We start from the raw sequence: 26,008 nt of genomic DNA, 5'->3' as shown, positions 1-26,008 counted from the left end.
GGTAAGCCATGGCATTCGGTTGGACTGCGAACGCACAACGAATACGGACGGAGACCTATCCGGAGGCGGCGCACAGGGTAAATTCCAGGCCATGCCACGAGGACGCCACCGCCACGCGCCGCCCCTGCACCGGATGCTCGCGCCGTTCGCCGTGGCGGCCGTCGCGCTCGTCAGCGCGGCGGTCCCCTGGCTGATCGGGGACGCGGGCGACCCCGGGGTGACGGCACTGCGCCTTCCGGCCGCCGCGGCCGCCGCGGCGGCCGTCACCGGGGCCGTGCTGCTGCGGCGGTGGGACCGGGAGGCCGGCCGGCGGGTCGGCGAGGTCAGGGCGGCCAAGGCCACGGCCGAGTGGCGGGCCGAGGAACGCCAGGCCGAGCTGGAGACCGAGCTGGAGGAGTCCCTGGAGATCCGCCGGAAGGCGGAGGACACGCTCCGGAGCAAGCGCGCCGAGCTGGAGAGGCTGCGCACCGAGCACGCCGCGCTGCTGCGCCGGTACGCCACCGCCGAGACCGAGCGGGCCAGCGCCCTGGAGGGGCGGCGGCAGCTCGCCCTGGAGACCGCCGGGCCCGCGAAGGCGCTCACCACCGGGGCCGCCGACCACCGCAGGGCGTCCGGCGCGCCCACACCGCTCACCTACCTCCAGGCGGACGAGGCGCTCAGGCGGCTGCGGCTCAACGCCGCCCGCCAGCGGGAGCGCGAGGGGCACGAGGAGGGGGAGAAGCGGGGCGGGGCCGCGACCGTGCCGACCCCGGAGCCGGGTACCCTCCAGCAGGCCCAGCAGGCCCAGCAGGCCCAGCAGGCCCAGCAGGCCCAGCAGGCCCAGCGGATTCAGCCGCCCCGGCCGGCGCCGCCGCGGCCGCGGGCGCCGCGGCGCGGCGGTACGGCGGGGCCGGGGGAGCCGTACGGGCAGGGCTCCGGGAGCCGCGGAAGCGGTGCCCCCAAGCGCGGCGGATTCGACTTCTTCGGCACCCAGGGCGCCCGGAAGCGGCGCGGGGACCCGGGACCACAGGCCCCCGCGGCCGGGTCCTCCTCCGACCAGGAGGACGACCCGGCCCGCGCCGGCGCCCCCGGTGACGCACCCGCTTCCGGCACCGCCCCCGAGACCCCGGCCCGCACCCCCTCGCCCGCCGTCGCGGGCAAGGTCATCGATCTGGGCGAGCCCGGCGGTGACGAGAGCGAGGACGGGGGTTCCGCTCCCGCGGACGGCGAGAGCGCGGGCGGCGCGCCGCGGCCGGCGGGCCCGGTCAGGGGCCTGCGCCGCACCCGGTCCGCCTGATCCGCCCCTGCCCGTTCGGCCGGCGCGGCTATGTGAGCCAGCGCTCCGGACGCGCCCGGTGGCGCCCGGTGCGGGAGCGCCCCGCCTGGGCGGCCACCACCGCCCGGGCCTCCTCCGCCGCCCGCAGCCCGGCCGCCACCGTGCCGTTCGCACCGTGGTCGACGTGGACGTCCGCCAGACCGAAGGCCCGCTCCCAGGGGCCCTGGGTGAAACGGACGCTCTGCACCTTCGCGTGCGGGACCAGCGACAGCGTGCGGCACAGCAGCCCCTTGCGGGAGGCGAACACCGTCTGAGTCACCCCGTGGCCGTATCCCCGCCACCACAGCGGTACGACCCAGCGGGCCCGGCGCGGCACCGGGGCCAGGGACGCCGCCGCCTCGTCCGGGTCGACGCCGGGAAGCACCCGCGCCAGTACGCCCCGGGCCGTCTCACGGGTGGCCACCGGAAGCAGCAGGCCGCCCTCGTTCCCCCCGGCGGCCACGTCCAGCTCCACCCGGACCCAGCCGCGCCGCCGCCACAGCCACGGCTCGACGATCCGGACGGCCTGGACGCGGCCGGGCGGGACGGTGGCATGGGCGCGGTCCAGCAGCCCGTGGTCCAGCCGCATCCCGTCCGGCGACTCGGCGACGACCCAGTCGAACTCGGTGAGGAAGCGGCCCACACCGCTGCGCCACACACCGCTGAGCAGCGGCACCGCCACCGCCAGGGCGGGCCAGAGGCTGCCGCTCGTCCACCAGATGAGCGCGGGCACGGCCACCGCCGCGGCCAGCGTGCCCCAGACGCTGCCGAGCAGCAGCAGTGAGACCACCAGCATCCGCGTGCCGACCCGCACCAGCTCCCGGGAGGGCGCCTCGCCGACTTCCGCGGCCGCCTCGGGCGCCATCCCCGAGGCCCGTGCCAGCAGCTCGGCGCGGAGCGCGACGGCGTCCCGCTCGCCCAGGAACGCCAGCTCGTCCTTCTTGTCCGTGCCGACCACGTCCAGCTTGAGCTTGGCCACGCCCACGACGCGGGCCAGCAGGGGACGCCCCACGTCGATCGCCTGGAGACGGTCCAGACGGATGTGGGCCACGCGCCGGAACAGCAGACCGGTGCGGATGCGCAGCTCGGTCTCGGTGACCGTGTAGCTCGTCATCCACCAGGACAGGAAGCCGTACGCCGCCGCCGCGGGCAGCAGCAGGGCCAGGGCCGCCAGCAGCCGGCCGGCCGTCAGCGACTCCACGCCCTGCCGGGCCCGCTCCGGGTCCTGCGCGGCGAAGGCGAACAGCGCGGCCAGCGGCGCCCATGCCCGCCGCCACGGGGTGACCGGGTGCAGCCGCCTGCCCTCCGGGCGCTGGAGCAGTGCCATCACAGTCCCCTCGCGGCCGGGCCCGTCACAGCCCCGCCGAACGGGCCTCGCCCAGCTCGGTGAGCCGGTCGCGCAGCCGCTCGGCCTCCTCGGGGGCGAGTCCGGGTATGTGCGCGTCGGTCGTCGCCGCGGCGGTGTGCAACTGCACCCGGGCCAGCCCGAAGTGCCGCTCCAGCGGCCCCGAGGTGACCTCCACCAGCTGCATCCGGCCGTAGGGCACGACGGTCAGCCCGCGCCACACCACCCCGCGTTCGATCAGCAGGTCGTCGTCGCGCTCGGAGTACCGCCAGGAGGCCCAGTTGCGGGCGACGGCCCGCCATCCCCACAGCGCGACCGCCGCCGGCGCCGCGGCGAGGACGGCCCACCACGGACCGGCGGTCAGCCACAGGACCGGGCCCAGCACCACGGCCAGCGGCACGGACACGGCCGTCAGCAGCGTCCTGCGCATCCGCAGCAGCCCGCGTTCGACGCCGCGCCACCGCTCGGCGTCCTCCGGCCCTCCGGGCTCCCCGGCGTGTCCGGCCCGCCCGGTCTCCCCGCCGGACGATCCCCCTGTCAGCTGACTCATACGGCAAGGGTAGGCGGCGGTGGTGACGGTGCGTATCCACCGCGGGGAGGAGAAGGAGAGGGAGGCAGGCGAGGGGAGAGGGCGGCGCCCCTCCCGGCGGAGGTGCCGGACTGCCAGACTGGTGGCCATGAGCGATCCCGGTACCAACGCCGAGTCCGCCGTGCCCGCCGAGCGCCCCGCCCCCGCCGGGAACACGGCGGCCGTGACCACCGTCGGCGTCGGCGGCGCGGCGGAGAGCACCGACATGGTGCTCAACATCGGCCCCCAGCACCCCTCCACCCACGGCGTGCTGCGGCTGAGGCTCGTACTGGACGGCGAGCGGATCGGCTCGGCCGAGCCGGTGGTCGGCTACATGCACCGCGGCGCGGAGAAGCTGTTCGAGGCGCGCGACTACCGGCAGATCATCGTCCTGGCCAACCGCCACGACTGGCTGTCGGCCTTCTCCAACGAACTCGGCGTCGTCATGGCCGTCGAGCGGATGCTGGGCATGGAGGTCCCCGAGCGGGCCGTGTGGGCGCGCACTCTGCTGGCGGAGCTGAACCGGGTCCTCAACCACCTGATGTTCCTCGGCTCCTATCCGCTGGAGCTGGGCGCCATCACGCCCATGTTCCACGCCTTCACCGAGCGCGAGGACCTCCAGCGCGTCATGGAGGAGGTCTCCGGCGGGCGCATCCACTACATGTTCAACCGGGTCGGCGGCCTCAAGGAGGACCTCCCGGCGGGCTGGCCCGGCCGCACCCGGCAGGCGGTGGCCGCCGTCCGCGCGAAGCTGGGCACCTACGACCGGCTCGTCCTGGGCAACGAGATCTTCCGCGGCCGCACCCGCGGCGTGGGCGTGCTCGACCCCGGAACCGTCCACGCCTACGGGGTGAGCGGCCCCATCGCCCGCGCCTCCGGGGTCGACTTCGACCTGCGCCGCGACGAGCCCTACCTGGCGTACGGGGAGCTGGCGGACGTGCTGCGGGTCGTCACCCGCACCGAGGGGGACTGCCTGGCCCGTTTCGAGGTGCTGCTGGAGCAGACCCGCAACTCCCTCGACCTCGCCGACGCCTGCCTGGACCGCCTCGCCGAGCTGCCGCCCGGCCCGGTCAACCAGCGGCTGCCCAAGGTGCTCAAGGCCCCGGAGGGCGCCACCTACGCCTGGACGGAGAACCCGCTCGGCATCAACGGCTACTACCTGGTCTCCAAGGGGGAGAAGACCCCGTACCGGCTCAAGCTCCGCTCGGCCTCGTACAACAACGTCCAGGTGCTCTCCGAGCTGCTGCCGGGCACGCTGGTGTCCGACATGGTGGCGATCCTGGGATCGATGTTCTTCGTCGTCGGCGACATCGACAAGTGAAGCGGCGAGTGAACCGGCGAGCGACGGGGGCGGCGGGAGGAACGGCGAAGGGACCGGCGGGGGGCCCGCGGCGCTGGCGGGAGGCCGCCGAGGAGGCGCTCTACGGCCCGGAGGGCTTCTTCGTACGCCACGCCCCCGCCGCCCACTTCCGCACCTCCGTGCACGCCTCGCCGCTGTTCGCGGGCGCGGTGGCCGAACTGCTGCGGCGCGTGGACGAGATGCTGGGGCGCCCCGGCGAACTGGCGCTGATCGACTACGGCGCCGGCCGCGGCGAGCTGCTGACCGGCGTGCTGGCGGCACTGCCCGCGCTCCCCGGCGATCTCGCGGCCCGGGTGCGCCCCCACGCCGTCGAACGCGCCCCCCGGCCGGACGGACTCGACCCGGCCGTCGCCTGGTCCGCCGACCCGCCGCGCGGCTCGGTCGGGCTGCTGTTCGCCAACGAGTGGCTGGACGACGTACCCGTGGACGTCGCCGAGACCGGCGGGGACGGCGTCCCCCGGTACGTCCTGGTGGACGCCGACGGTACCGAGCACCCGGGCGAGCCGGTGAGCGGCGAGGACGCCCGGTGGCTGGACCGCTGGTGGTCGCTGCCGCCCGAGCCGGGGGCGCGCGCGGAGATCGGCCGCCCCCGCGACGCGGCCTGGGCGCGGGCGGTGTCCTGCCTGGAGCGCGGACTGGCCGTCGCCGTCGACTACGCCCACACCCGCGCCGCCCGCCCCCCGCTGGGCACCCTCACCGGCTACCGCGACGGCCGCGAGGTGCGGCCCGTCCCCGACGGCCGGTGCGACCTGACCGCCCATGTCGCCCTGGACGCGTGCGCGGCGGCGGCCGAGCGCACCGGGGCCCCGGCGACCGGTCCGGGCCTGCCGCTGACCCAGCGCGAGGCGCTGCGCGCCCTGGGCGTGAGCGGCGCGCGGCCGCCGCTCGCCCTGGCGTCGAGCGACCCCGCCGCCTACGTACGGCTGCTGGGCCGCGCCGGCGAGGCCGCCGAGCTGACCGGCCCGGCGGGCCTGGGCGCCTTCACCTGGCTGCTCCAGCCCCGCGGGATCCCGCTGCCTCCACCCTGGGGAGTACACGGGGAGGCGGGGGATCGGCCGTCCGGTTGACCCCCGCGCGTACCCGGTCTGCCTACGCTGGGTTATGTGCACCGGCTCTACGAGTTCCTACGCAGGCACCCCACCCTCGTCGACGGGGCGTGGGCCGCCGTCCTGCTGGTGATGTCGGCCGTGTGGCTCGTGGGGATCATGACGCACCCGCCGTCGGCCGAGTCGCTGGGGCAGGGGGAGGTGCAGCAGGCCGCCTCCGTCCCGATCGTCCTGGTCCTGTGCACCGTGGTGGCCCTGCGGCGCCGGGCGCCGGAGAAGATGCTGCTGCTGGCCGCCGGGGCGGGGCTGGCGGAGGTGGTGACGGGCGCGTTCCCGGTGCCGGCCAACTTCGCCCTGCTGGTGATCGTCTTCACCAACGCCTCCCGCAACGTCCGCTGGGCCTCCCGGCTGGCCCTCGCCGGCGCACTGGCCGCGCCCACCGTCCACACCCTGCGCTGGCCCAACGAGGGCCAGAGCACCGCCGGCGTGGTGCTGGGCACGGTCTTCCTCACCGCCACCTTCCTGCTGGCCTGGGTGCTGGGCGACTCGCTGCGCACCCGGCGCGCCTACTACGCGCAGCTGGAGGAGCGGGCCGCCCGCCTGGAGCGCGAGCGCGAGGCGCAGGCCAAGGTCGCCGTCGCCGCCGAGCGGGCCCGGATAGCGCGCGAGCTGCACGACGTGGTCGCGCACAACGTCTCGGTGATGGTCGTCCAGGCCGACGGCGCCGCCTACGTCATGGACACCGCGCCCGAGCAGACCCGGCAGGCGCTGGAGACCATCTCCGGCACCGGGCGCCAGGCGCTGTCGGAGATGCGCAGACTGCTGGGCGTGCTGCGCACCGGGGAGCACACCGAGGGCGGCGAGTACGTGCCCCAGCCCGGTGTCGAGCAGCTCGCCGACCTCGTCGAGCAGGTGCGCGGCGCGGGCCTGACCGTGGACTTCCGCATCGAGGGCACCCCCCGCCCGCTGCCCAGCAGCGTCGAGCTGACCGCGTACCGCATCGTGCAGGAGGCGCTGACCAACACCCGCAAGCACGGCGGCCCCGACGTCGGCGCGACGGTGCGGCTGACCTACGGCACCGACGATCTGACACTGCTGGCCGAGGACGACGGCCGCGGCGCGCAGCGCGAGCTGTACGAGGTCGGCGGGCTGGACGGGCTCGGTCAGGGGCTGATCGGCATGCGCGAGCGCGTCGGCATGGTCGGCGGCAGCCTGGACGCCGGGCCGCGGCCCGGCGGCGGCTTCCGGATCAGCGCGGTGCTGCCGCTGAAGAGCACCGTGTGAACGGCCCCGCGCGGAGCGCGCCGTCCGCCGCCGTGCCGTCCGCCGCCGTACCGCCCCACGACACCACCTCAGGGGAGACCATGACCGTCCGTGTGATGCTCGTCGACGACCAGGCGCTGCTGCGCACCGGCTTCCGCATGGTGCTGGACGCCCAGCCCGACATGGAGGTCGTCGCCGAGGCCGGGGACGGCGCCGAGGCGCTGGCCGAGCTCCGCGCCACGGCCGTGGACGTGGTGCTGATGGACGTGCGGATGCCCCGCCTGGACGGGGTCGAGGCCACCCGCCGCATCTGCGAGGGAGGCGAGGGCGGCCCCGGCAGCCCCCGGGTACTGATCCTGACCACCTTCGACCTCGACGAGTACGCCTTCTCCGCCCTGCGGGCCGGGGCCGCCGGTTTCCTGCTCAAGGACGTGCCGCCCGGCGAGCTGCTGGCCGCGATCCGCGCCGTCCACAGCGGCGACGCGGTGGTCGCGCCCTCCACCACCCGCCGCCTGCTCGACCGCTTCGCGTCCCTGCTGCCCGCCGCCTCCGGCCGGCCCGCGCCCAGGGAGCTGGAGCGGCTGACGGACCGCGAGCACGAGGTGCTGCTGCTGGTCGCCCAGGGGCTGTCGAACGGCGAGATCGCCCGGCGCCTGGTGCTCTCGGAGGCCACCGTCAAGACGCATGTGGGCCGCATCCTCACCAAGCTGGAGCTGCGCGACCGGGTGCAGGCGGTGGTGCTGGCGTACGAGACGGGGCTGGTGCGGGCGGGCGGCAAGGGCGCCTGAGCGGCCGGATCTTTTCGGGGATCACCCCCGCTCCGGGACGCGGGCGAGGAAGCCGTACAGCGCGTCGCGCACGTCCTGCGGCCCCCAGCGCAGCCCCGGAGCGCCCACCGTCACCTCGGCCACGGCCGTTCCGGGCGGGCCGGGCGTACCCGGCGCCTCCCAGACGCGGAACAGCACCGTCCCCTCCTCCTCCGCCTGCCGCACCCCCGCCTCCGTCAGCCCGTCGGCGCCGTACGGCAGCCACACCTGGAACTGGTGGGTGTGCGGCTCGGCCGGATGGATCCGGAACCACGGCACCCCGGCCTCCGTCAGCCCCTCCCGCAGCGCCGCCGCGACCGCTTTGGCGTGGGCGACGTACCCGGGCAGCCGGGGCAGCTCCCGCTCCAGCCCCACCAGGGCGGACAGTGCGGCGGGCCACTGCTGGAAGACCTGCCCGCCGTAGCGGTGCCGCCAGGCGCGCGCCTGTGCCACGAAGTCCGCCGGGCCGGCCAGGGCGGCGCCCGAGAGGCCGCCGAGGGACTTGTAGAAGGAGACGTACACGCTGTCGGCCAGGGCGGCGATCTCCGGGAGCGTGCGCCCGAAGTGCGCGGCGCACTCCCACAGCCGCGCGCCGTCGAAGTGCACCACCGCGTCCCGTTCCCGGGCCGCCTCCACCACCGCCACCAGCTCGTCCCAGGCGGGCAGTACGAAACCGGCTTCGCGCAGCGGCAGTTCGAGCATCAGCGTGCCGAAGGGCTCCTCCAGCTCCCGTACCTCCCCGGCGGTGGGCGGGCGCGGCTCGGTGGTGGGGTGCACGGTGCTCAGCCCGCTCAGCCGCCCCGGCGCGCCCCGCTCGTGGCGCTCGGGGTGCGCCGCCGGGTGCAGGGCGACGACCGGGTCGCCGGTACGGCCCGCCCAGCAGCGCAGGGCGACCTGCTGGGCCATGGTGCCGGTGGGGAAGAACGCGGCGGCCTCGTGGCCCAGCGTGGCGGCGGTGCGCTCCTCCAGGCGGGCGACGATCCCGTCGCCGTAGATGTCGGGGCTGCCGTCCAGGTCGTGGACCTCGGCGCCCTCCTGTGCGAGCCGGGCCAGCCGGCCGGCGATCGTCCCGTCCACCGGGCCGTCGGACAGCTTCCGCCGCGCCGCGGTCCACGCCGCGAGCCTGCGGGCCCGCTCGGCCTCGGCGTCCCCTGCGTCCCCTGCGTCCCCGGCATCGAGGTCCGCGCGCGCTTCCTCTGCTTCCCCGGCTCCCTTGTCAGCTGTCATGTGCCCGATGTTCCCGCACCGGCCCGGCCCGCGCCGGTGCTTTTCCGCGCACCTGGACCCGAGCCGGATTCCGAGCCGGGTTCCGAGCCGGATTCCGCGTTCCGCCCGTCCCGCCCTGCGGGCTGGCGGAACGGGGAGCCGGCGAGTCCGCGTAGCATGGCGGTAATCGTCCGGTACCGGGTCCTGCGGACTGGAACGGAAGGCCTGAACCAGTGAACCAACCTCCCTCCGGCGCCGCCGGGGACCGTCCCGCGCGCCTGACCGTCGGCGTCGTCGGCGCGGGCCGCGTCGGTCCCGCGCTGGCCGCGGCCCTCGCCCTGGCCGGGCACCGCCCGGTGGCCGCCTCCGGCGTCTCCGACGCCTCCCGCCGCCGGGCCGAGGCCCTGCTGCCGGGGGTGCCGCTGGTGGAGCCCGCCGAGGTCCTGGCCCGTGCCGACCTCGTCCTGCTCACCGTCCCCGACGACGCCCTGCCCGGCCTGACCGCGGGCCTGGCCGAGACCGGCGCCGTACGCCCCGGCCAGCTCCTGGCGCACGCCTCGGGCCGCTACGGCACCGCCGTCCTCGGCCCCGCCACCCGGGCCGGGGCCCTGCCGCTGGCACTGCACCCGGTGATGACGTTCACCGGTACGCCCGTGGACGTACAGCGGCTGGCGGGCTGCTCCTTCGGCGTCACCGCGCCCGAGGAGCTGCGACTGGCCGCCGAGGCGCTGGTCATCGAGATGGGCGGGGAGCCCGAGTGGGTCGCCGAGGAGGCCCGCCCGCTCTACCACGCGGCCCTGGCCCTCGGCGCCAACCATCTGGTCACACTGGTCGCCCAGGCCATGGAACTGCTGCGCACCGCCGGGGTCGGCGCGCCCGACCGGATGCTCGGCCCGCTGCTCGGCGCGGCCCTGGACAACGCCCTGCGCTCCGGCGACGCCGCGCTGACCGGCCCGGTAGCCCGGGGTGACGCCGGCACGGTCGCCGCCCACATCACCGAGCTGCGCCGCCACTCCCCGCAGGCGGTGGCGGGCTACCTCGCGATGGCCCGCACCACCGCCGACCGGGCCCTGGCCGGCGGACTGCTCAGGCCGGAACTGGCCGAGGACCTGCTGGAAGTCCTCTCCGACGGGGACACCCGGTGAACGGACCGACCGCCGACCACAGGAGCCCAGCCGTGCCCGCGCCCGCAGCCGTACCCGCCCCCACACCCGTACCCGTCCTGCACACCGCCGCCGAACTGCGCGCCCTGCCGCGCCGGGGGCGGCGGGCGGTGGTGATGACGATGGGCGCCCTGCACGAGGGCCACGCGGCCCTGGTCCGGGCCGCCCGCGAGAAGGCCGGGCCCGAGGGGCAGGTGGTGGTCACCGTCTTCGTCAACCCGCTGCAGTTCGGCGCCGGCGAGGACCTGGACCGCTACCCGCGCACCCTGGACGCGGACGTCGTGGTGGCCGCGGGCGCGGGCGCCGACGCCGTCTTCGCGCCGCCGGCGGAGGAGGTCTACCCCGGCGGGGAGCCGGAGGTGAGGATCGGCGCGGGCCCGATGGGCGAGCGCCTGGAGGGCGCCAGCCGGCCCGGCCACTTCGACGGGATGCTCACCGTCGTCGCCAAACTGCTCCACCTCACCGCCCCCGACCTGGCGCTCTACGGGGAGAAGGACGCCCAGCAGCTCGCCCTGATCACCCGGATGGTCCGCGACCTGAACTTCCCCGTGGAGATCGAGGGCGTGCCCACCGTGCGCGAACCCGACGGCCTGGCCCTCTCCAGCCGCAACCGCTACCTGTCGGACGCCGAGCGCACCACCGCCCTGGCCCTCTCGCGCGCCCTGTTCGCCGGACGCGACGCGGTGGCCGCGGGCGGGGCGGGCCCGCGCGAGGTACGCCGGGCCGCCGAGGCCGTACTGGCGCAGGCCGGGCGGGCACGACCGCCGCTGGTGCTGGACTACCTGGCGCTGGTGGACCCGGCCCATTTCACGGAGGTCCCGGCGGAGCCCGGCGCGTACGAGGGCGAGGCCGTGCTCGCGGTGGCCGCGCGGGTGGGCACCACACGACTGATCGACAACGTCCGGCTGCGCCTCGGACGCCCCGGAGGGGTTCTGTGAACGGGATGACAGGCCTGCGGCTGGACGCGCCGCGCTCCGGCTGGGCCATCGCGGCGGACGTGGTGGTGGTCGGCTCCGGAGTGGCCGGTCTGACCGCCGCCCTGCGCTGCGCGGCCTCCGGCCGGAAGACGGTGATCGTCACCAAGGCCCGGCTGGACGCCGGCTCCACCCGCTGGGCGCAGGGCGGGATCGCCGCCGCGCTGGGCGAGGGCGACACCCCCGGCCAGCACCTGGACGACACCCTGGTCGCCGGCGCGGGCCTGTGCGACGAGGAGGCGGTGCGCACCCTGGTCACCGAGGGGCCGGACGCGGTACGGCGGCTGATCGGCGCCGGGGCGCGGTTCGACACCTCCGCCGAGACCGGCGAGATCGCCCTGACCCGCGAGGGCGGCCACCACCGCCGCCGCATCGCCCACGCGGGCGGCGACGCGACCGGCGCGGAGATATCCCGCGCCCTGGTGGCGGCCGTACGCGAGGCCGGGATAGAGACGGTGGAGAACGCCCTCGTCCTGGACCTGCTCAAGGACGCCGGAGGGCACGCCGCGGGCGTCTCCCTCCATGTGATGGGCGAGGGGCGGCACGACGGAGTGGGCGCAGTCCACGCCCCGGCGGTGGTGCTGGCCACCGGCGGAATGGGCCAGGTGTTCTCCGCGACCACCAACCCCCCGGTCTCCACCGGCGACGGCGTCGCGCTGGCGCTGCGGGCCGGCGCGGAGGTCTCCGACCTGGAGTTCGTCCAGTTCCACCCGACCGTGCTCTACCTGGGCCCGGGCAGCGAGGGCCAGCAGCCGCTGGTGTCGGAGGCCGTGCGCGGCGAGGGTGCGTACCTCGTCGACGCCGGCGGCGAGCGCTTCATGGCCGGGCAGCACGAGCTGGCCGAGCTGGCCCCGCGCGACATCGTCGCCAAGGGCATCATGCGGCGGATGCGCGAGCAGGGCGCCGACCGCATGTACCTGGACGCCCGGCACTTCGGCGCACGGATGTGGAGCGAGCGGTTCCCCACCATCCTCGCCGCCTGCCGCGCCCATGGCATCGACCCGGTCACCGAGCCGGTCCCGGTCGCGCCCGCCGCGCACTACGCCTCCGGCGGGGTGCGCACCGACCTGACGGGCCGCACCACCGTGCCCGGCCTGTACGCCTGCGGCGAGGTCGCCTGCACGGGCGTGCACGGCGCCAACCGGCTGGCCTCCAACTCCCTGCTGGAGGGCCTGGTCTTCGCCGAGCGGATCGCCGCCGACATCGCCCGTACCCCCGCGCGCGTCCCGGTGCCCGCAGAACCCGGCGATCCGGCGGGCACGCGGACCGTTTCGCTGCCGCCGGCCGAGGCGCGGTACGCGATCCAGCGCACCATGACCGCCGGGGCCGGGGTGCTGCGCTCCGCGGAGAGCCTGACGCGGGCCGCGCGGGAACTGGCGGCGCTGGCCCCCGACGAGGCCGGGGACAGCGCCGGCGGCAGGGCCGGCAAGCCGGCCGAGCCCGGAGTCGAGGCCTGGGAGGCGGCCAACCTCCACCTCGTCGCCGGCGTCCTGGTCGCCGCCGCCCTGCGCCGTACCGAGACCCGCGGCTGCCACTGGCGCGAGGACCGTCCCGGACGGGACGACGCGACCTGGCGCCGACACCTGATCGTCGCCCTGCGCCCCACGGCGGAGGGCTCCGAGCTCGTCGTCCGCACGACCGACTCGACGACGTTTCCCCCGGTCACGGACAGGGGGGTCCAGTGAGCGTCGCACGCGCGGCCGCCGGGCCGCAGACGGCGGGCAGAGCCGCGCTTTCGTGCCGTGTGGGCGGAGAAGCTCACGAGGGGGTGGCGGGCGTCGCACGCGCGGCCGCCGGGCCGCAGACGGCGGGCAGAGCCGCGCTTTCGTGCCGTGTGGGCGGAGAAGCTCACGAGGGGGTGGCGGGCGTCGCACGCGCGGCCGCCGGGCCGCAGTTGAAGAAGATGCCTGCGCCGCTGTGCCGCGTGGGCGGAGAAGCTCACGAGGAGATGCAGTGACCAGCCCCACGCCCGACGAACTTCCGCTGCTCCAGATCGGTTTCGGCCGCCCCGGCGAGGCGGTGAACGGCACCGGCGGGGGCTGCGGCGACGCCTGCGGCTGCGGCGGCGCGGACGACGGACCCGACCTGGACCCGCTGGAGTGCGGTCTGGACCCGGACCTGGCCGCGCTGCTCGTGGACGCCGGCCTGGACCCGGTGCAGGTCGAGGACATCGCGCACACGGCGATCGAGGAGGACCTCGACCAGGGCGTGGACGTCACCACCGTCGCGACCATCCCCGAGGACGCCGTCGCCACCGCCGACTTCACCGCCCGGGAGGCGGGCACCGTCGCCGGTCTGCGGATCGCCGAGGCGGTGCTGTCGGTGGTCTGCACCGAGGAGTTCGAGGTCGAGCGGCACGTCGAGGACGGCGACCGGGTCGAGGCGGGACAGCGGCTGCTGTCGGTGCGCGCCCGCACCCGCGATCTGCTCACCGGTGAGCGCAGCGCGCTCAACATCCTGTGCCGGCTGTCCGGTGTCGCCACCGCCACCCGTGCCTGGGCCGACGTGCTCCGGGGCACCGGCGCGGCGGTCCGCGACACCCGCAAGACCACTCCCGGGCTGCGTGCCCTGGAGAAGTACGCGGTGCGCTGCGGCGGCGGGGTCAATCACCGGATGTCGCTGTCGGACGCCGCGCTGATCAAGGACAACCACGTGATCGCCGCGGGCGGGGTGGCCGAGGCGTTCAAGCGGGTGCGCGAGGAGTTCCCCGGTGTGCCGATCGAGGTGGAGGTGGACCGGCTGGACCAGATCGAGCCCGTCCTCGCCGAGGGCGCCGATCTGATCCTGCTGGACAATTTCACCCCCGGGCAGACGGCCGAGGCGGTCGCGCTGGTCGCCGGCCGGGCGAAGCTGGAGTCCTCCGGCCGTCTCACCCTGGCGAACGCCCGCGCGTACGCGGACACCGGCGTGGACTATCTGGCGGTCGGGGCGCTCACCCACTCCTCCCCGATCCTCGACATCGGCCTTGACCTGCGTGACGAGGCCCGCGGCGGCGCGGGCGGACAGGAGAGCGACTGATGCTGCTCACGATCGACGTCGGCAACACCCACACCGTCCTCGGCCTGTTCGACGGCGACGAGATCGTCGAGCACTGGCGGATCTCCACCGAGGCCCGCCGCACCGCCGACGAGTGGGCGGTGCTCCTTCAGGGGCTGATGGGCATGCACCCGCTGCTCGGCGAGGACCTGGGCGACGGCATCGACGGCATCGCCATCTGCTCCACCGTCCCCTCCGTCCTGCACGAGCTGCGCGAGGTGACGCGCCGCCACTACGGCGACATCCCCTCCGTCCTCGTCGAGCCGGGTGTCAAGACCGGTATGCCGGTCGTCACGGACAACCCCAAGGAGGTCGGCGCGGACCGGATCATCAACGCGGTGGCCGCTGTGGAGCTGTACGGCGGACCGTGCGTCGTCGTGGACTTCGGCACCGCCACCACCTTCGACGCGGTCTCCGCCCGGGGCGAGTACACCGGCGGCGCCATCGCCCCGGGCATCGAGATCTCGGTCGAGGCACTCGGCGTGCGCGGTGCGCAGCTGCGCAAGATCGAGCTGGCCAGGCCGCGCAGCGTCATCGGCAAGAACACCGTCGAGGCGATGCAGTCCGGCATCCTCTACGGCTTCGCCGGACAGGTGGACGGCGTCGTGGAGCGGATGGCCCGCGAACTGGCCGACGACCCGGAGGACGTGACCGTCATCGCCACCGGCGGTCTGGCCCCGATGGTGCTGGGCGAGTCCACGGGGATCGACGAGCACGAGCCGTGGCTGACGCTGATCGGGCTGCGCCTGGTCTACGAGCGGAACATGGCGCGGGGCTGAGCGGCTGAGCGGCTGAGCACGGGGCCGGGGGCGGGCCGGGACACAGCAGGACGGTGATATGTCCGTTTTGCGGACTCCTGTCGTAATGTCGCCGTATGCCCACGCCCTATGGTTCCCGAGGCGCCATGGTCCTCGGTCCGGACGAGCTGCGCGTTCTGCGCAGCGCACTCGCTCTCGTCCTCCGTCCCGCCCGCGCCCGGCCGTCCGCGTACGCCGGCGGGCGGGGCCCGGAAGGGACGGCGGGGGAGTGCGCCGAGGCGGTGCGCGCGTGTCTGTGGCTGGCCGACGCGCTGGACGAGGCGAGCCGTGAGGCGGACCGGCTGAGGGCCTTCCTGCGGGCGGACCTCGACCGCTACCGCGCCGCGCTGCCGGGCTCGGCCCCGGGGTACCTCGCGCGGCTGGAGGAGGCCCTCGCGCTGGGCTGTGCGCCGGGCGCGGAGGACCTGAGGGCGTTGCGCGAACTGTGCGCCCACGGGACCGGCGAGGCGGAGACCCGGCGCCGCGCCGTGCTGCTGCGGCGCTGCGAACGGCCGGCGGCGCCCGCGGAGCCCTCCCGGACGTCCCGGACACCCGAACCCCCGGGCCGCGGCCGCCCGGCGGCCGTACCGCGTCCGGTCCCCACCCCGGCCGAGGTCTTCCCGCCCCGTGGCCCGTCCGGGGTGCGCCCTCAGGCCCTCCCGGCCTGACGCACAACTCGCTCCCGGACCCTCGCTCCCGGGCCCTCGCGAGGAGCCGGCGGAGCCGCCGGTACGCTGGAGGTCCGGTATCCAAGGAGGCTGATCCGGCATGGAGTACATCGCCGCACTCACCCCGTCCGTGGTGATGGCCGTGGCCTTCACCGCTCTCATCGTGACGATCGTCAAGAGCCAGGGCGGTGCCAACAAGTCCAAGGAGGACGCCGCGGTGGACCGGGCTCTGGCGCAGGCCGAGTCCGCGCGCGCCGCGTCGTCGGCGGACGGCGCGTCCAGGAGCTAGCGGCGCGTACCGCCGGGCGCGGACGCCGCGGCGGCGCGGGAGCGCGCACCGGGAGGTTCGTCTTCCCGGAGCGCGCTCCTCTTTGTTTACCGCCCGGCCAAAACAAAGTGCTCAATGCCGTTCATATGCGGCTATCGTTCTTGGTGTGCCTCGGCCACTGGGAGAGCTGGAAGACGCGGTCATGACGCGGGTATGGCAGTGGAACCGCCCGGTCACGGTGAGAGAAGTGCTCGACGACCTCCGGCGTGAACGGCCGATCGCCTACACCACGGTCATGACCGTAATGGACAACCTGCGGGAGAAGGGATGGCTGCGGCGAGAGCGCGAGGGCCGGGCCTATCGATATGAAGCCGTCTCCACCCGGGCCGCCTACTCCGCGGCACTCATGAACGAAGCCTGGGCGGCGAGCGACAACCCCGCGGCGGCACTGGTGGCCTTCTTCGGGATGATGTCGCCGGAACAGACGGAAGCACTGCGGGACGCCTTGCGCGTCGCGCATCTCGACGACACGCACCCCGGCGCCCCCGCCGAGGGCCAGGGTTCTCCGGAGCGATAGCGTCCCCGACATGCCAGAAGCCGTAAGTCGCGTAAGCCCCGTGAGCCCTGTAAGCGAGGTCACCGTCCGCAGGGCGAGAACCAGTGATGTGCGCACCGTGCGCCGTCTCATCGACGCCTACGCGCGCGACCGCATCCTCCTCGACAAAGCGACGGTGACGCTTTACGAGGACATCCAGGAGTTCTGGGTCGCCGAACGCGACCACGACGGCGAGGTCGTCGCCTGCGGTGCCCTCCACGTGATGTGGGAGGACCTGGCGGAGGTCCGTACGCTCGCCGTCGACCCCGCGCTCAGGGGCACGGGAGTGGGGCACCTGGTGCTGGAGAAGTTGCTGCAGACCGCGCGCTGGCTGGGAGTCCGGCGAATTTTCTGCCTCACCTTCGAAGTGGACTTCTTCGCCCGGCACGGCTTCACCGAGATCGGCGAGACGCCGGTGGACGGGGATGTCTACAGCGAGCTGCTGCGTTCCTATGACGAAGGTGTAGCCGAGTTCCTGGGTCTCGAACGAGTGAAACCCAACACCTTGGGCAACACGCGGATGCTGCTGCACCTATGAGGCGCCCGCTTCGTGCGCCCTATGTCCGAAAGGTCCCTCCAATCCGGCCGGATCGGCTCGGCAATGTTCCCGGAGGGTTTGTGTTTTCCCCGGAAAAGCGGTTTGCTTTCACCGTCAGTATCAGTAATCGGTTTTCGGTGACTGACCACACACGACGAATGGGAGTAACCGGTGGCGCAGAAGGTTCAGGTCCTTCTTGTCGACGACATCGACGGCGGTGAGGCCGACGAGACCGTGACGTTCGCTCTCGACGGCAAGACCTACGAGATCGACCTCACCACCGCCAACGCGGACAAGCTCCGGGGTCTGCTGGAGCCTTACGTCAAGAACGGTCGTCGCACCGGTGGCCGTTCGGCTCGCGGCAAGTCCCGCCCGTCCGCCGGCGGCGGAAGCCAGGACACCGCGAAGATCCGCGCCTGGGCGAAGGAGAACGGCTACGAGGTCAACGACCGCGGCCGTGTCCCCGCCAACATCCGCGAGGCCTACGAGAAGGCGAACGCCTGAGTCGCGGGCGAGCCGCGTGCGGCGGTGCCCGTCGCCGCCGCGCTCACCGGACCGGCGAGGGACGCCTCGTGCCCCGTCCGGGAGGCCGCAGCCGTGCCGCGGCCTCCCGGGGACGCGGGCGGCCGGGCGGCCGGGTGGTCGCCGGGCGCCTTCGTGGGGCGCCCGTGCCCGTCGTGTACGTCACATGCGCCGCGTACGGCGCACCCCTTACCCGGGGTCACGGCCCACCACTCCAGGTACCCGGCGGGCGGGTGGGGAAGGTGCGGTACGCCACGCAAGAGTGTTCGCCAGTAGCGGATGTACCCCCCTTGCCCGGCATGGACTGTCAGTGTCCCGGGGTAAGAAGTCGGTGAAGAAATCCCACGTGGAACGGGGGTGCGGCACCGGCGATGGAGCGGTGGACGGACGTGGCGGCCCAGAGGCGTTCGCCGTCGGCGTAGCGGAAGCGGGCGGATATGTCTGGCCTGCGGGAACATCGTCTCGCACCATCGGGTTGGAACTGTTGTCGGCTGTTCGGGACGAGGGCGAGAGGTAACGGGCTCTCCTCCCCCGCCAGCGCGGGAGCGATCCGGACGGGTGTCGGCAGTTGGAATGAGCGGTCCCCGCTTGCGGGACTAAGCTGCGGAAGGACAGGGAGGGGACCGACCCCTTACTGCCTGACCGCTCTGAGGAGCGATTAACGATGTTCGAGAGGTTCACCGACCGCGCGCGGCGGGTTGTCGTCCTGGCTCAGGAAGAAGCCCGGATGCTCAACCACAACTACATCGGCACCGAGCACATCCTCCTGGGCCTGATCCACGAGGGTGAGGGTGTCGCCGCTAAGGCACTGGAGAGCCTCGGGATTTCGCTCGAGGCGGTCCGCCAGCAGGTGGAGGAGATCATCGGCCAGGGCCAGCAGGCCCCCTCCGGCCACATCCCCTTCACCCCCCGTGCCAAGAAGGTCCTGGAGCTGTCGCTCCGCGAGGCCCTTCAGCTCGGCCACAACTACATCGGCACCGAGCACATCCTGCTCGGCCTGATCCGCGAGGGCGAGGGCGTCGCCGCCCAGGTCCTCGTCAAGCTCGGCGCCGACCTCAACCGGGTGCGGCAGCAGGTCATCCAGCTGCTCTCCGGCTACTCCGGGGGCAAGGAGGCGGCCACCGCGGGCGGCCCCGCCGAGGGCACTCCCTCGACCTCCCTGGTGCTGGACCAGTTCGGCCGCAACCTCACCCAGGCGGCCCGCGAGTCCAAGCTCGACCCGGTCATCGGGCGCGAGAAGGAGATCGAGCGGGTCATGCAGGTGCTGTCCCGCCGCACCAAGAACAACCCGGTCCTCATCGGCGAGCCCGGCGTCGGCAAGACGGCGGTCGTCGAGGGACTGGCCCAGGCCATCGTCAAGGGCGAGGTGCCCGAGACGCTCAAGGACAAGCACCTGTACACGCTGGACCTGGGCGCCCTGGTCGCCGGGTCCCGCTACCGCGGTGACTTCGAGGAGCGCCTGAAGAAGGTCCTCAAGGAGATCCGCACCCGCGGCGACATCATCCTGTTCATCGACGAGCTCCACACCCTGGTGGGTGCGGGCGCCGCCGAGGGCGCGATCGACGCCGCCAGCATCCTCAAGCCGATGCTGGCCCGCGGGGAGCTCCAGACCATCGGCGCGACGACGCTGGACGAGTACCGCAAGCACCTGGAGAAGGACGCGGCCCTGGAGCGCCGCTTCCAGCCCATCCAGGTCGCCGAGCCGTCGCTGCCGCACACCATCGAGATCCTCAAGGGTCTGCGCGACCGCTATGAGGCGCACCACCGGGTGTCCATCACGGATGCCGCCCTGGTGGCCGCCGCGCAGCTCGCCGACCGCTACATCTCGGACCGCTTCCTGCCGGACAAGGCGATCGACCTGATCGACGAGGCCGGCTCCAGGATGCGCATCCGCCGGATGACCGCACCGCCGGACCTGCGCGAGTTCGACGAGAAGATCGCGAACGTGCGCCGGGAGAAGGAGTCCGCGATCGACTCGCAGGACTTCGAGAAGGCGGCTTCCCTCCGCGACACCGAGAAGCAGCTCCTGGCGGCCAAGGCCAAGCGGGAGAAGGAGTGGAAGGCCGGCGACATGGACGTCGTCGCCGAGGTGGACGAGGAGCTGATCGCCGAGGTCCTGGCCACGGCCACGGGCATCCCGGTCTTCAAGCTCACCGAGGAGGAGTCCTCGCGCCTGCTGCGCATGGAGGACGAGCTGCACAAGCGCGTCATCGGGCAGGAGGACGCCATCAAGGCGCTCTCCCAGGCCATCCGCCGCACCAGGGCGGGCCTGAAGGACCCCAAGCGCCCCGGTGGCTCGTTCATCTTCGCCGGCCCGTCCGGCGTCGGTAAGACCGAGCTGTCCAAGACGCTGGCGGAGTTCCTCTTCGGTGACGAGGACGCCCTGATCTCCCTCGACATGTCGGAGTTCAGCGAGAAGCACACCGTCTCGCGGCTCTTCGGCTCGCCCCCCGGCTACGTGGGGTACGAGGAGGGCGGCCAGCTCACGGAGAAGGTCCGCCGCAAGCCGTTCTCGGTCGTCCTGTTCGACGAGGTCGAGAAGGCCCACCCGGACATCTTCAACTCGCTGCTGCAGATCCTGGAGGACGGTCGCCTGACCGACTCCCAGGGCCGGGTCGTGGACTTCAAGAACACCGTCATCATCATGACGACCAACCTCGGCACCCGGGACATCTCCAAGGGCTTCAACCTGGGCTTCGCAGCCCAGGGCGACGCCAAGACCGGCTACGAGCGGATGAAGGCCAAGGTCAACGAGGAGCTCAAGCAGCACTTCCGGCCGGAGTTCCTCAACCGTGTCGACGACACCGTCGTCTTCCACCAGCTCACCGAGGAAGACATCATCCGGATCGTCGACCTGATGGTCGCCAAGGTGGACGAGCGGCTCAAGGACCGCGACATGGGCATCGAGCTCAGCGGTGACGCCAAGAAGCTGCTCGCCAAGAAGGGCTACGACCCCGTCCTGGGCGCCCGGCCGCTGCGCCGGACGATCCAGCGGGAGATCGAGGACGTGCTGTCGGAGAAGATCCTCTTCGGCGAGCTGCGCCCCGGTCACATCGTGGTCGTCGACACCGAGGGCGAGGGTGAGGCGAAGAAGTTCACCTTCCGCGGCGAGGAGAAGTCGGCCCTGCCGGACGCCCCTCCGGTGGAGTCCGCGGCGGGCGGCGGCCCGAACCTCTCCAAGGAGGCGTGAGGCGCGGGGCGTCACCGAGACACACGCCACACGCCACACGGCAGTCACACGGGCGCGGCCCGGGACCGTACACACGGTCCCGGGCCGCGCCCGTGCGCGTGAGGGCGTCCGGATCACCGCGCGCCGGGGGCGGCTCAGCGCGCGATGATCCGGATGCCCTCCGGGACCCCGCCGACCCGGGGCAGCCGCGGGTTCACCCGGATGGTGTGCAGCCGGGGAAAGGCGCTCAGCCACCCCATGTCGACCCCGAGGTCGTAGGCGAGCCACAGATGCGTCAGCCGGTCGCGCACCGTGTCGTGCAGCAGTTCCTCCGGAGTGAAGCCGCCCGCGATCTGGATGCGGTCCCGGCCGCCCATGTCGCGCAGCGCCCTCAGCTCGGAGAGGTCGGAGACGGGGAAGTACAGCCCCTCCGGGTCCAGCCGGGAGACGATCTCGCGGGCGTAGCGGGCGGTGTCGAAGTTGCGCCAGGCCCGTGCGAGCTCCGCCCTCACCCTCAGCGACGACCGGTCCCGCAGCCGTACCAGATAGTCGACGGCCGCCTCGTCCCGCACCCGTGTCGCGGTGACGGCGAGCAGATACGCCTTGTCGTCCGGGACGGCCGCCGGATCGGGCAGCAACTCCAGCACGACGGGCCCGATCCACCCCAGGTTGCGGGCGCCCAGCGGATCGGTGGGACTGACGATCTTCTCGGTGCGGTCGCGCACCAGCTTCCGCGTCTCCGGATCCAGCTCGGTGACGTGTTCCAGACAGGCGGCCGCCATCAGCCTGCGGTGCTTGGTCTCGGAGGTCTTCAGATGCCCGCAGGGAGCCAGCAGCCGTTCGATGAAGCGCGCGCACTCGTCGGGCCGGGCGTGGGCGGCGGCCATCCGGACGATCTCCTCCCACCCCGCCTCGTGGGCGTGGTCCACCAGATCCTCGAACCGTCCCCGCGCCACGATCTCCTTGGCGCTCAGATAGTCCTGGAAGGTCCGGTGCACGAACTCCACCCGGCCGTCGTCCGACTCGCGCAGCAGCCCGGTGCGGTGCAGCAGATGGCCGAAGATCTTCTCCGCGTCCCCCTGGCCGCGGGCGGCCGGGATGGCGGGTAGATGGGAGTCGAGCACCGCGACGGCGGTCTCCCGGTCCAGATCCGTGCGGTCCTCGGTCAGCATCCGGTGCGCGAGTTTCTGCAGCAGCCGCTCGCGCGGCGCACGCTGGAGCTCGACGTCGTCGGCGTGCAGCACGTCGCGCTCCGGGTCGCGCCGCTGGAGCAGCATGTCCATGGCCGCGTCGTACAGCTCCTTGCGGCCCTGCGGCAGCGTCCCGGCGCGGTCCCTGTTCAGCGCGCAGATCAGACCGCACATCAAGGGGTTGGTGGCCAGCCGGCGCAGCTCCCGGTAGACCCGCACCGAGTGCAGCAGCCGCTGCTCGTAGCCGGCGAGCCGCTCCTGGTCCCCGCCGCCGTCGCGCCGGGCGGCCCGGTGCCAGTGGCGGATGAACTCCGCCACCTGGTCGCGGCTCATCGGCGCCAGCATCAGCTCGCTGAACCCCTCCCGGGCCAGCCAGTCGGGCTCGACGGCCGACGGCCGGGTGGTGACCAGGCAGACCGTGCCGGGGTGGATGTGCAGCAGTCTGCGCAGCCCCGCCCGCAGCTCCTCCCGGCGGGCCTCGGGCGCCTCGTCGATCCCGTCCACCAGCAGCAGCGCCCGCCCCTCGACCAGCACCCGGACGGCCCAGCCGGGAGGCTCGCCGCCCGGCAGCGCCGTCCGGCAGCGCCCCACGGACAGGAACTCCTCGGGCGCCGGGAAGCCCTCGCGTGCGAAGTGCCGCACGGGCAGCACGAAGGGCACCCGGCCGCGCAGCGCGGCCAGCTCCCCGGGCAGGTCGTTGCGGGTGACCGCCACGGCCAGCCACTGCACCAGCGTGGTCTTCCCCGATCCCGCCACCCCGCGCAGCAGCACCCGCTCCTGTCCGGCCAGGGCGCGGTCGGCGGGCAGCGCCGGCTGCCCGGACGACCCCTCGACGGGGGTGGCGAACTCGGCGCCCAGGCTCAGATAGGTGGCGTCCAGCGGCCAGCTTCCGGGAGCGTTGGGCAGGTCGATGCCGTGGATGGTCAGGCGGTTGTGCCGCCGGACGAGAAAGGCGGCGTACTCCTCCTCGAAGGCGAGGTCCTCGGGGGAGGGCAGGGGGCGGCGCACGGCGTCGGCGTCGTTGAGGTCGACGAGCTGCCGTATGCGGTGGCTCTGCTCGGCCAGGTGCCCGGCGACGTACGGCGAGTGCCGGATCAGGAAGTGCAGGACGTGCAGGCAGACGTTGTCCAGCAGCTGGTCGTGGAACCATGCCTGCTCGCCGGTCAGCTCCCGGTCGGCGCCGGGGACGGCCCGGCGCAGTCGCCGCGCGCAGTCCTGCGGTCCCATGCGGACGGCCTCCACATCGTCGAGGTCCAGCTCGCCGAGCGCGGCCAGGGTCCGCCCCAGGACCAGGGCCACGGGCCGGTCGGCCGGGTCCTCCGGCGCCCTGCCGCCGCCGCCCGGCCGGGCGATCCGCACCAGCTCCCGGGCGATCCGCGCCACGTCGTCGTACGTCCGCTCGGGCCGCAGGCCCCGGAACGACACCAGCCCCGCCACCAGCCGAGGGCCGTCGCAGGCCGGCGGGAGGTCGGCGAACAGCTCGCGGACCAGGGGCGCGGCCCTGTTCGAGGGGATTCTCGCGACGGCTTCTTCCATTCGGCCCTCCCCCGACGGCCCTGTGGACTGGTGGTGGTCTGACGGTGGTCCGGCGATGGCCTGCGGCGGTGTGCGGCCCGGCGGGCGCCCGCTCCCAAGGCTATGCCAACTCGCCTGAGGCGTAAGGGGTTTGGTAGATCGCACCGCGGTGCCGCACCGTACTGTGGACGGACCGCCGCACACGGCGCGATCCTGGGAGGGACGGGCCGGTGGGCGCGCTGCCCACGGTGGACCGCACGTCCGCGACCATGGGAGGCACCATGATCAAGGGTCTGGCCGCAGCCACCGTCTGGTCCACCGACCAGGAGCGGGATCTGAGGTTCTTCACCGAGAAGCTCGGCTTCGAGGTGCGAGGTGACGTCACCGAGAGCGGAACGCGCCGGATCACCGTCGGAGCCAGGGGCCAGCCGGACGTCGGGCTGACGCTGGTGCCGGCATACGGACCCGGCATCGACCCCGAGTCGGCCCGGGCGCTGGCCGGGCTGGTCCGCAAAGGGGTCCTGGGGGCGGGTGTACTGCGCACGGACGACTGCCGCTCCGCGTACGAGTGGCTGGTGGAGCGGGGCGTGGAGTTCCTGCAGGAGCCGCGCGAGGGGCCGCACGGCACCGAGGCGGTCTTCCGGGACGAGTCGGGCAACCGGTACTCGCTGGCCGAGCAGCGGACGGGCGGGCTGGTTTTGAGCCGGGAGTGGTCGGAGGTCTGCGACTGATTCCGCACCCGCCCGCCGCACCGCGGCGGGCGGGTGCGGCGGCCGTGACCGCCGCACCCCGCCTCACATGGCCGGACCCCGGCCCTGGGGCAGCCGGTAGACGCCGTTCTCCAGCGGCTCGACCAGCCCGTCGGCGACCAGCCCGTCCAGCGCGCGCGCCCGCTGCACCGGCTCGTCCCACACCGCGTCCAGCGCGGTCTGCGGCACCGGCCCCACGGCCTCGCGCAGCACGGCCAGCAGTCTGCCGCGTACCTGGCGGTCGGTGCCCGCGTAGCTCTGGCCGCGGCGCGGCGGACCGTCGTGCGCGGGCGAGCCGGCACGGCGCCAGGCGCACAGGTCCATGACCGGGCAGTTCTCGCAGTCCGGCTTGCGGGCCGTGCACACCAGGGCGCCCAGCTCCATCGTGGCCGCCGCCCAGCGCGCCGCCGTCGCGTCCTCCTCGGGCAGGACGGCCCGGGCGAGTCTGCGCTCGGCGGCGGTGGTGGCGGTCGGGGGGAACTCGCGGCCGCCGAAGGCGCGGGCGAAGACCCGCCGGACGTTGGTGTCCAGCACCGGGTGCCGCTGCCCGTAGGCGAAGGAGGCCACGGCCGCGGCCGTGTACTCGCCCACCCCCGGCAGGGCCAGGAGTTGTGCGTGTTCCTTGGGCACGTCGCCGCCGTGCCGTTCCGTTATGGCGGCGGCGGCGCCGTGCAGCCGCAGGGCCCGGCGGGGGTAGCCCAGCCGGCCCCAGGCGCGCACCGCCTCGCCGGGCGGCTCTGCGGCCAGGTCGGCGGGGCGCGGCCAGCGGGCGAGCCACTGCTCGTACACGGGCAGCACCCGGCTGACGGGCGTCTGCTGGAGCATGAACTCGCTGACCATCACACCCCAGGCGCCCGCCTCGGGGCGGCGCCAGGGCAGGTCGCGGGCGTGTTCGCCGAACCAGTCGATGACCGGTCCGTGGAGGTCGGAGGGGGAAGGGGACTCGGGGGGAAGGAGGCCGGTCGTGGTCGGACCGGTGGCGCTGTGCTCGGATGTGGTCGCAGTCATGGCGTCTCCGATCCTGACACGGAGGGGCGCGACGGCGAAGCGGCCCGCGCCGATGGACGGCAGGCACCACCCGTCCCGATGTGCCCCTTTCATCCGGGGGGAGTGTCGTCCGGTTTCCGGTGGGGGCGGGGGCCGGCGGCGATCGTCGCCCAAGAGGCGGGGCCGGTGTAGCCGAGCCTGGTCCGCACCCGGTCCGTCAGCGCGGTCGCCGGCCCGGCCGCCGACCAGGTCACCAGCAGTACCGCGGCCGCGCCCAGCAGCGCGCCCGCCACCACGTCGTGCGGGTAGTGCACCCCCAGGAACACCCGGGAGAAGGCCGTCAGCACCGCCAGCGGCAGCACCAGCCAGGCCATCGCCCGCCAGACCAGTACGACGGCCACCGCCGCGGCGGCGGCGATGGTGGCGTGGTTGCTGGGGAAGGACCAGTCGCCCGGCTCCGGGCAGGGCGCGATCGGGGCCGGCGCGCCCGCCACGGCACGGCACGGCCGTTCCTCCCGTACGACCAGCTTGACGGCCTCGCTGACGCCGTACGCCGCCGCCACCGCGGCTCCGCCCAGCAGGGCCCGGGCCAGGATCCCCGGCTCGGCGCGCCGGACCCGCCAGCACGCCGTCGCCAGCAGCGCGGCGAGGAGCAGCAGACCACCCCCGGTGCCGTACTCGGCGAGCGAGTGCAGCCAGTCCGGGGTGTCGTGCGCGAAGCCGGTGACGTCCCGGTAGAGGTCGCTGTGGAGACCGTCCGGGGAAGCGTGCCGGGAGTCGTCCGGGGGAGCGCCGGGGAGATCGCTTCGGGGATCACTGCTCATGCGTGAACGGTACGGAAAGGAAGCGTACGATCACGCCCCGCGACAGTGGGGTGTCACCCCTGGTGATCGTCGGAGTCTGCCGGGCCGTTCATCATAAAAGTTGGTCTTCAGTGCGGCGGGTAAGA

23 protein-coding genes are annotated in these 26,008 nt (G+C 74.1%); 17 read left to right on the top strand and 6 right to left on the bottom strand.

Going from position 1 to position 26,008, the window contains the following annotated elements; translation table 11 throughout:
• The first annotated feature begins 91 nt into the window (after positions 1–91).
• The gene (locus tag CUT83_RS24765) at positions 92–1,276 is read left to right on the top strand and encodes a hypothetical protein (RefSeq protein WP_143688618.1); all 1,185 of its coding nucleotides are present in this window, start codon (positions 92–94) and stop codon (positions 1,274–1,276) included.
• Between the two features lie 28 nt (positions 1,277–1,304).
• On the opposite strand, the gene CUT83_RS24760 is transcribed toward CUT83_RS24765, so the two are convergent.
• Both CUT83_RS24760 and CUT83_RS24755 read right to left on the bottom strand, forming a co-directional pair.
• Positions 1,305–2,621, bottom strand: a complete 1,317-nt coding sequence (locus tag CUT83_RS24760; protein ID WP_101258051.1) for a PH domain-containing protein — start codon at positions 2,619–2,621, stop codon at positions 1,305–1,307.
• A 25-nt stretch (positions 2,622–2,646) separates the two neighbouring features.
• On the bottom strand, positions 2,647–3,189 hold the full coding sequence (locus CUT83_RS24755) for a PH domain-containing protein (protein WP_101258050.1): 543 nt from the start codon (positions 3,187–3,189) through the stop codon (positions 2,647–2,649).
• 244 nt (positions 3,190–3,433) lie between these two features.
• On the opposite strand from CUT83_RS24755, the gene CUT83_RS24750 reads away from it, so the two are divergent.
• From CUT83_RS24750 to CUT83_RS24735, 4 genes are all read left to right on the top strand, one after another.
• Positions 3,434–4,528, top strand: a complete 1,095-nt coding sequence (locus CUT83_RS24750; RefSeq protein ID WP_101258077.1) for an NADH-quinone oxidoreductase subunit D — start codon at positions 3,434–3,436, stop codon at positions 4,526–4,528.
• Between the two features lie 8 nt (positions 4,529–4,536).
• Positions 4,537–5,634: an SAM-dependent methyltransferase gene (locus tag CUT83_RS24745; RefSeq protein ID WP_173915146.1), complete on the top strand. Its 1,098-nt coding sequence runs from the start codon at positions 4,537–4,539 to the stop codon at positions 5,632–5,634.
• Between the two features lie 36 nt (positions 5,635–5,670).
• Positions 5,671–6,897, top strand: coding sequence for a sensor histidine kinase (locus CUT83_RS24740; RefSeq protein WP_101258049.1), 1,227 nt, complete (start codon positions 5,671–5,673; stop codon positions 6,895–6,897).
• An 80-nt stretch (positions 6,898–6,977) separates the two neighbouring features.
• Positions 6,978–7,664, top strand: coding sequence for a response regulator (locus CUT83_RS24735; protein ID WP_101258075.1), 687 nt, complete (start codon positions 6,978–6,980; stop codon positions 7,662–7,664).
• A gap of 21 nt (positions 7,665–7,685) precedes the next feature.
• On the opposite strand, the gene CUT83_RS24730 is transcribed toward CUT83_RS24735, so the two are convergent.
• Positions 7,686–8,909: a threonine aldolase family protein gene (locus tag CUT83_RS24730; RefSeq protein WP_101258048.1), complete on the bottom strand. Its 1,224-nt coding sequence runs from the start codon at positions 8,907–8,909 to the stop codon at positions 7,686–7,688.
• 212 nt (positions 8,910–9,121) lie between these two features.
• On the opposite strand from CUT83_RS24730, the gene CUT83_RS24725 reads away from it, so the two are divergent.
• From CUT83_RS24725 to CUT83_RS24670, 11 genes are all read left to right on the top strand, one after another.
• Positions 9,122–10,033 (top strand): Rossmann-like and DUF2520 domain-containing protein, encoded by a 912-nt coding sequence (locus tag CUT83_RS24725; protein WP_101258047.1) that lies wholly within the window; start codon positions 9,122–9,124, stop codon positions 10,031–10,033.
• Between the two features lie 32 nt (positions 10,034–10,065).
• The gene (gene panC, locus CUT83_RS24720; protein WP_101258046.1) at positions 10,066–10,989 is read left to right on the top strand and encodes a pantoate--beta-alanine ligase; all 924 of its coding nucleotides are present in this window, start codon (positions 10,066–10,068) and stop codon (positions 10,987–10,989) included.
• Positions 10,990–10,994: 5 nt separating this feature from the next.
• Positions 10,995–12,710: an L-aspartate oxidase gene (locus CUT83_RS24715; RefSeq protein ID WP_101258074.1), complete on the top strand. Its 1,716-nt coding sequence runs from the start codon at positions 10,995–10,997 to the stop codon at positions 12,708–12,710.
• 268 nt (positions 12,711–12,978) lie between these two features.
• Positions 12,979–14,043: a carboxylating nicotinate-nucleotide diphosphorylase gene (nadC, locus tag CUT83_RS24710; protein ID WP_101258045.1), complete on the top strand. Its 1,065-nt coding sequence runs from the start codon at positions 12,979–12,981 to the stop codon at positions 14,041–14,043.
• On the top strand, positions 14,043–14,840 hold the full coding sequence (locus CUT83_RS24705) for a type III pantothenate kinase (protein WP_093852116.1): 798 nt from the start codon (positions 14,043–14,045) through the stop codon (positions 14,838–14,840). The genes nadC and CUT83_RS24705 overlap by 1 nt, the downstream gene beginning before the upstream one ends.
• A 95-nt stretch (positions 14,841–14,935) precedes the next feature.
• Positions 14,936–15,526, top strand: a complete 591-nt coding sequence (locus tag CUT83_RS24700; protein ID WP_101258044.1) for a hypothetical protein — start codon at positions 14,936–14,938, stop codon at positions 15,524–15,526.
• Positions 15,527–15,626: 100 nt separating this feature from the next.
• Positions 15,627–15,815, top strand: coding sequence for a hypothetical protein (locus CUT83_RS24695; protein ID WP_093852115.1), 189 nt, complete (start codon positions 15,627–15,629; stop codon positions 15,813–15,815).
• Between the two features lie 145 nt (positions 15,816–15,960).
• Positions 15,961–16,371, top strand: a complete 411-nt coding sequence (locus tag CUT83_RS24690) for a BlaI/MecI/CopY family transcriptional regulator (RefSeq protein ID WP_101258043.1) — start codon at positions 15,961–15,963, stop codon at positions 16,369–16,371.
• A gap of 10 nt (positions 16,372–16,381) precedes the next feature.
• Complete coding sequence (locus CUT83_RS24685; protein ID WP_101258042.1) at positions 16,382–16,927, top strand: amino-acid N-acetyltransferase; 546 nt, start codon at positions 16,382–16,384, stop codon at positions 16,925–16,927.
• 171 nt (positions 16,928–17,098) lie between these two features.
• On the top strand, positions 17,099–17,431 hold the full coding sequence (locus tag CUT83_RS24680) for a histone-like nucleoid-structuring protein Lsr2 (protein ID WP_093852112.1): 333 nt from the start codon (positions 17,099–17,101) through the stop codon (positions 17,429–17,431).
• Positions 17,432–18,113: 682 nt separating this feature from the next.
• Positions 18,114–20,639, top strand: coding sequence for an ATP-dependent Clp protease ATP-binding subunit (locus tag CUT83_RS24670; protein ID WP_101258041.1), 2,526 nt, complete (start codon positions 18,114–18,116; stop codon positions 20,637–20,639).
• Between the two features lie 134 nt (positions 20,640–20,773).
• On the opposite strand, the gene CUT83_RS24665 is transcribed toward CUT83_RS24670, so the two are convergent.
• On the bottom strand, positions 20,774–23,344 hold the full coding sequence (locus tag CUT83_RS24665) for an NACHT domain-containing protein (RefSeq protein ID WP_101258040.1): 2,571 nt from the start codon (positions 23,342–23,344) through the stop codon (positions 20,774–20,776).
• A gap of 260 nt (positions 23,345–23,604) precedes the next feature.
• Between CUT83_RS24665 and CUT83_RS24660 the strand changes: the two genes are divergently transcribed.
• Positions 23,605–24,054, top strand: coding sequence for a VOC family protein (locus CUT83_RS24660; protein ID WP_101258073.1), 450 nt, complete (start codon positions 23,605–23,607; stop codon positions 24,052–24,054).
• Positions 24,055–24,117: 63 nt separating this feature from the next.
• Here the strand turns inward: CUT83_RS24660 and CUT83_RS24655 are convergent, their stop codons facing one another.
• Both CUT83_RS24655 and CUT83_RS24650 read right to left on the bottom strand, forming a co-directional pair.
• A complete protein-coding gene (locus CUT83_RS24655) occupies positions 24,118–25,080 on the bottom strand; it encodes an iron-sulfur binding domain-containing protein (protein WP_101258039.1) in 963 nt (320 codons plus the stop codon).
• An 89-nt stretch (positions 25,081–25,169) separates the two neighbouring features.
• On the bottom strand, positions 25,170–25,883 hold the full coding sequence (locus tag CUT83_RS24650) for a phosphatase PAP2 family protein (RefSeq protein WP_101258038.1): 714 nt from the start codon (positions 25,881–25,883) through the stop codon (positions 25,170–25,172).
• Positions 25,884–26,008: the final 125 nt, after the last annotated feature.

It is taken from the genome of Streptomyces barkulensis, from assembly GCF_002843305.1.
Lineage (GTDB): Bacteria > Actinomycetota > Actinomycetes > Streptomycetales > Streptomycetaceae > Streptomyces > Streptomyces barkulensis.
Note: the sequence above shows the minus strand (reverse complement) of the source record. Positions and strands in the feature narration are given on the sequence as shown.

Coding starts and splice junctions, on each gene's coding strand:
- CUT83_RS24750 (WP_101258077.1), top strand. CDS start 3,434: ATGGTGCTCAACATCGGCCCCCAGCACCCCTCCACCCACGGCGTGCTG.
- CUT83_RS24765 (WP_143688618.1), top strand. CDS start 92: ATGCCACGAGGACGCCACCGCCACGCGCCGCCCCTGCACCGGATGCTC.
- CUT83_RS24755 (WP_101258050.1), bottom strand. CDS start 3,189: ATGAGTCAGCTGACAGGGGGATCGTCCGGCGGGGAGACCGGGCGGGCC.
- CUT83_RS24650 (WP_101258038.1), bottom strand. CDS start 25,883: ATGAGCAGTGATCCCCGAAGCGATCTCCCCGGCGCTCCCCCGGACGAC.
- CUT83_RS24760 (WP_101258051.1), bottom strand. CDS start 2,621: ATGGCACTGCTCCAGCGCCCGGAGGGCAGGCGGCTGCACCCGGTCACC.
- CUT83_RS24715 (WP_101258074.1), top strand. CDS start 10,995: ATGACAGGCCTGCGGCTGGACGCGCCGCGCTCCGGCTGGGCCATCGCG.
- CUT83_RS24695 (WP_093852115.1), top strand. CDS start 15,627: ATGGAGTACATCGCCGCACTCACCCCGTCCGTGGTGATGGCCGTGGCC.
- CUT83_RS24705 (WP_093852116.1), top strand. CDS start 14,043: ATGCTGCTCACGATCGACGTCGGCAACACCCACACCGTCCTCGGCCTG.
- CUT83_RS24665 (WP_101258040.1), bottom strand. CDS start 23,344: ATGGAAGAAGCCGTCGCGAGAATCCCCTCGAACAGGGCCGCGCCCCTG.
- CUT83_RS24685 (WP_101258042.1), top strand. CDS start 16,382: ATGCCAGAAGCCGTAAGTCGCGTAAGCCCCGTGAGCCCTGTAAGCGAG.
- CUT83_RS24700 (WP_101258044.1), top strand. CDS start 14,936: ATGCCCACGCCCTATGGTTCCCGAGGCGCCATGGTCCTCGGTCCGGAC.
- CUT83_RS24660 (WP_101258073.1), top strand. CDS start 23,605: ATGATCAAGGGTCTGGCCGCAGCCACCGTCTGGTCCACCGACCAGGAG.
- CUT83_RS24730 (WP_101258048.1), bottom strand. CDS start 8,909: ATGACAGCTGACAAGGGAGCCGGGGAAGCAGAGGAAGCGCGCGCGGAC.
- CUT83_RS24655 (WP_101258039.1), bottom strand. CDS start 25,080: ATGACTGCGACCACATCCGAGCACAGCGCCACCGGTCCGACCACGACC.
- CUT83_RS24735 (WP_101258075.1), top strand. CDS start 6,978: ATGACCGTCCGTGTGATGCTCGTCGACGACCAGGCGCTGCTGCGCACC.
- CUT83_RS24670 (WP_101258041.1), top strand. CDS start 18,114: ATGTTCGAGAGGTTCACCGACCGCGCGCGGCGGGTTGTCGTCCTGGCT.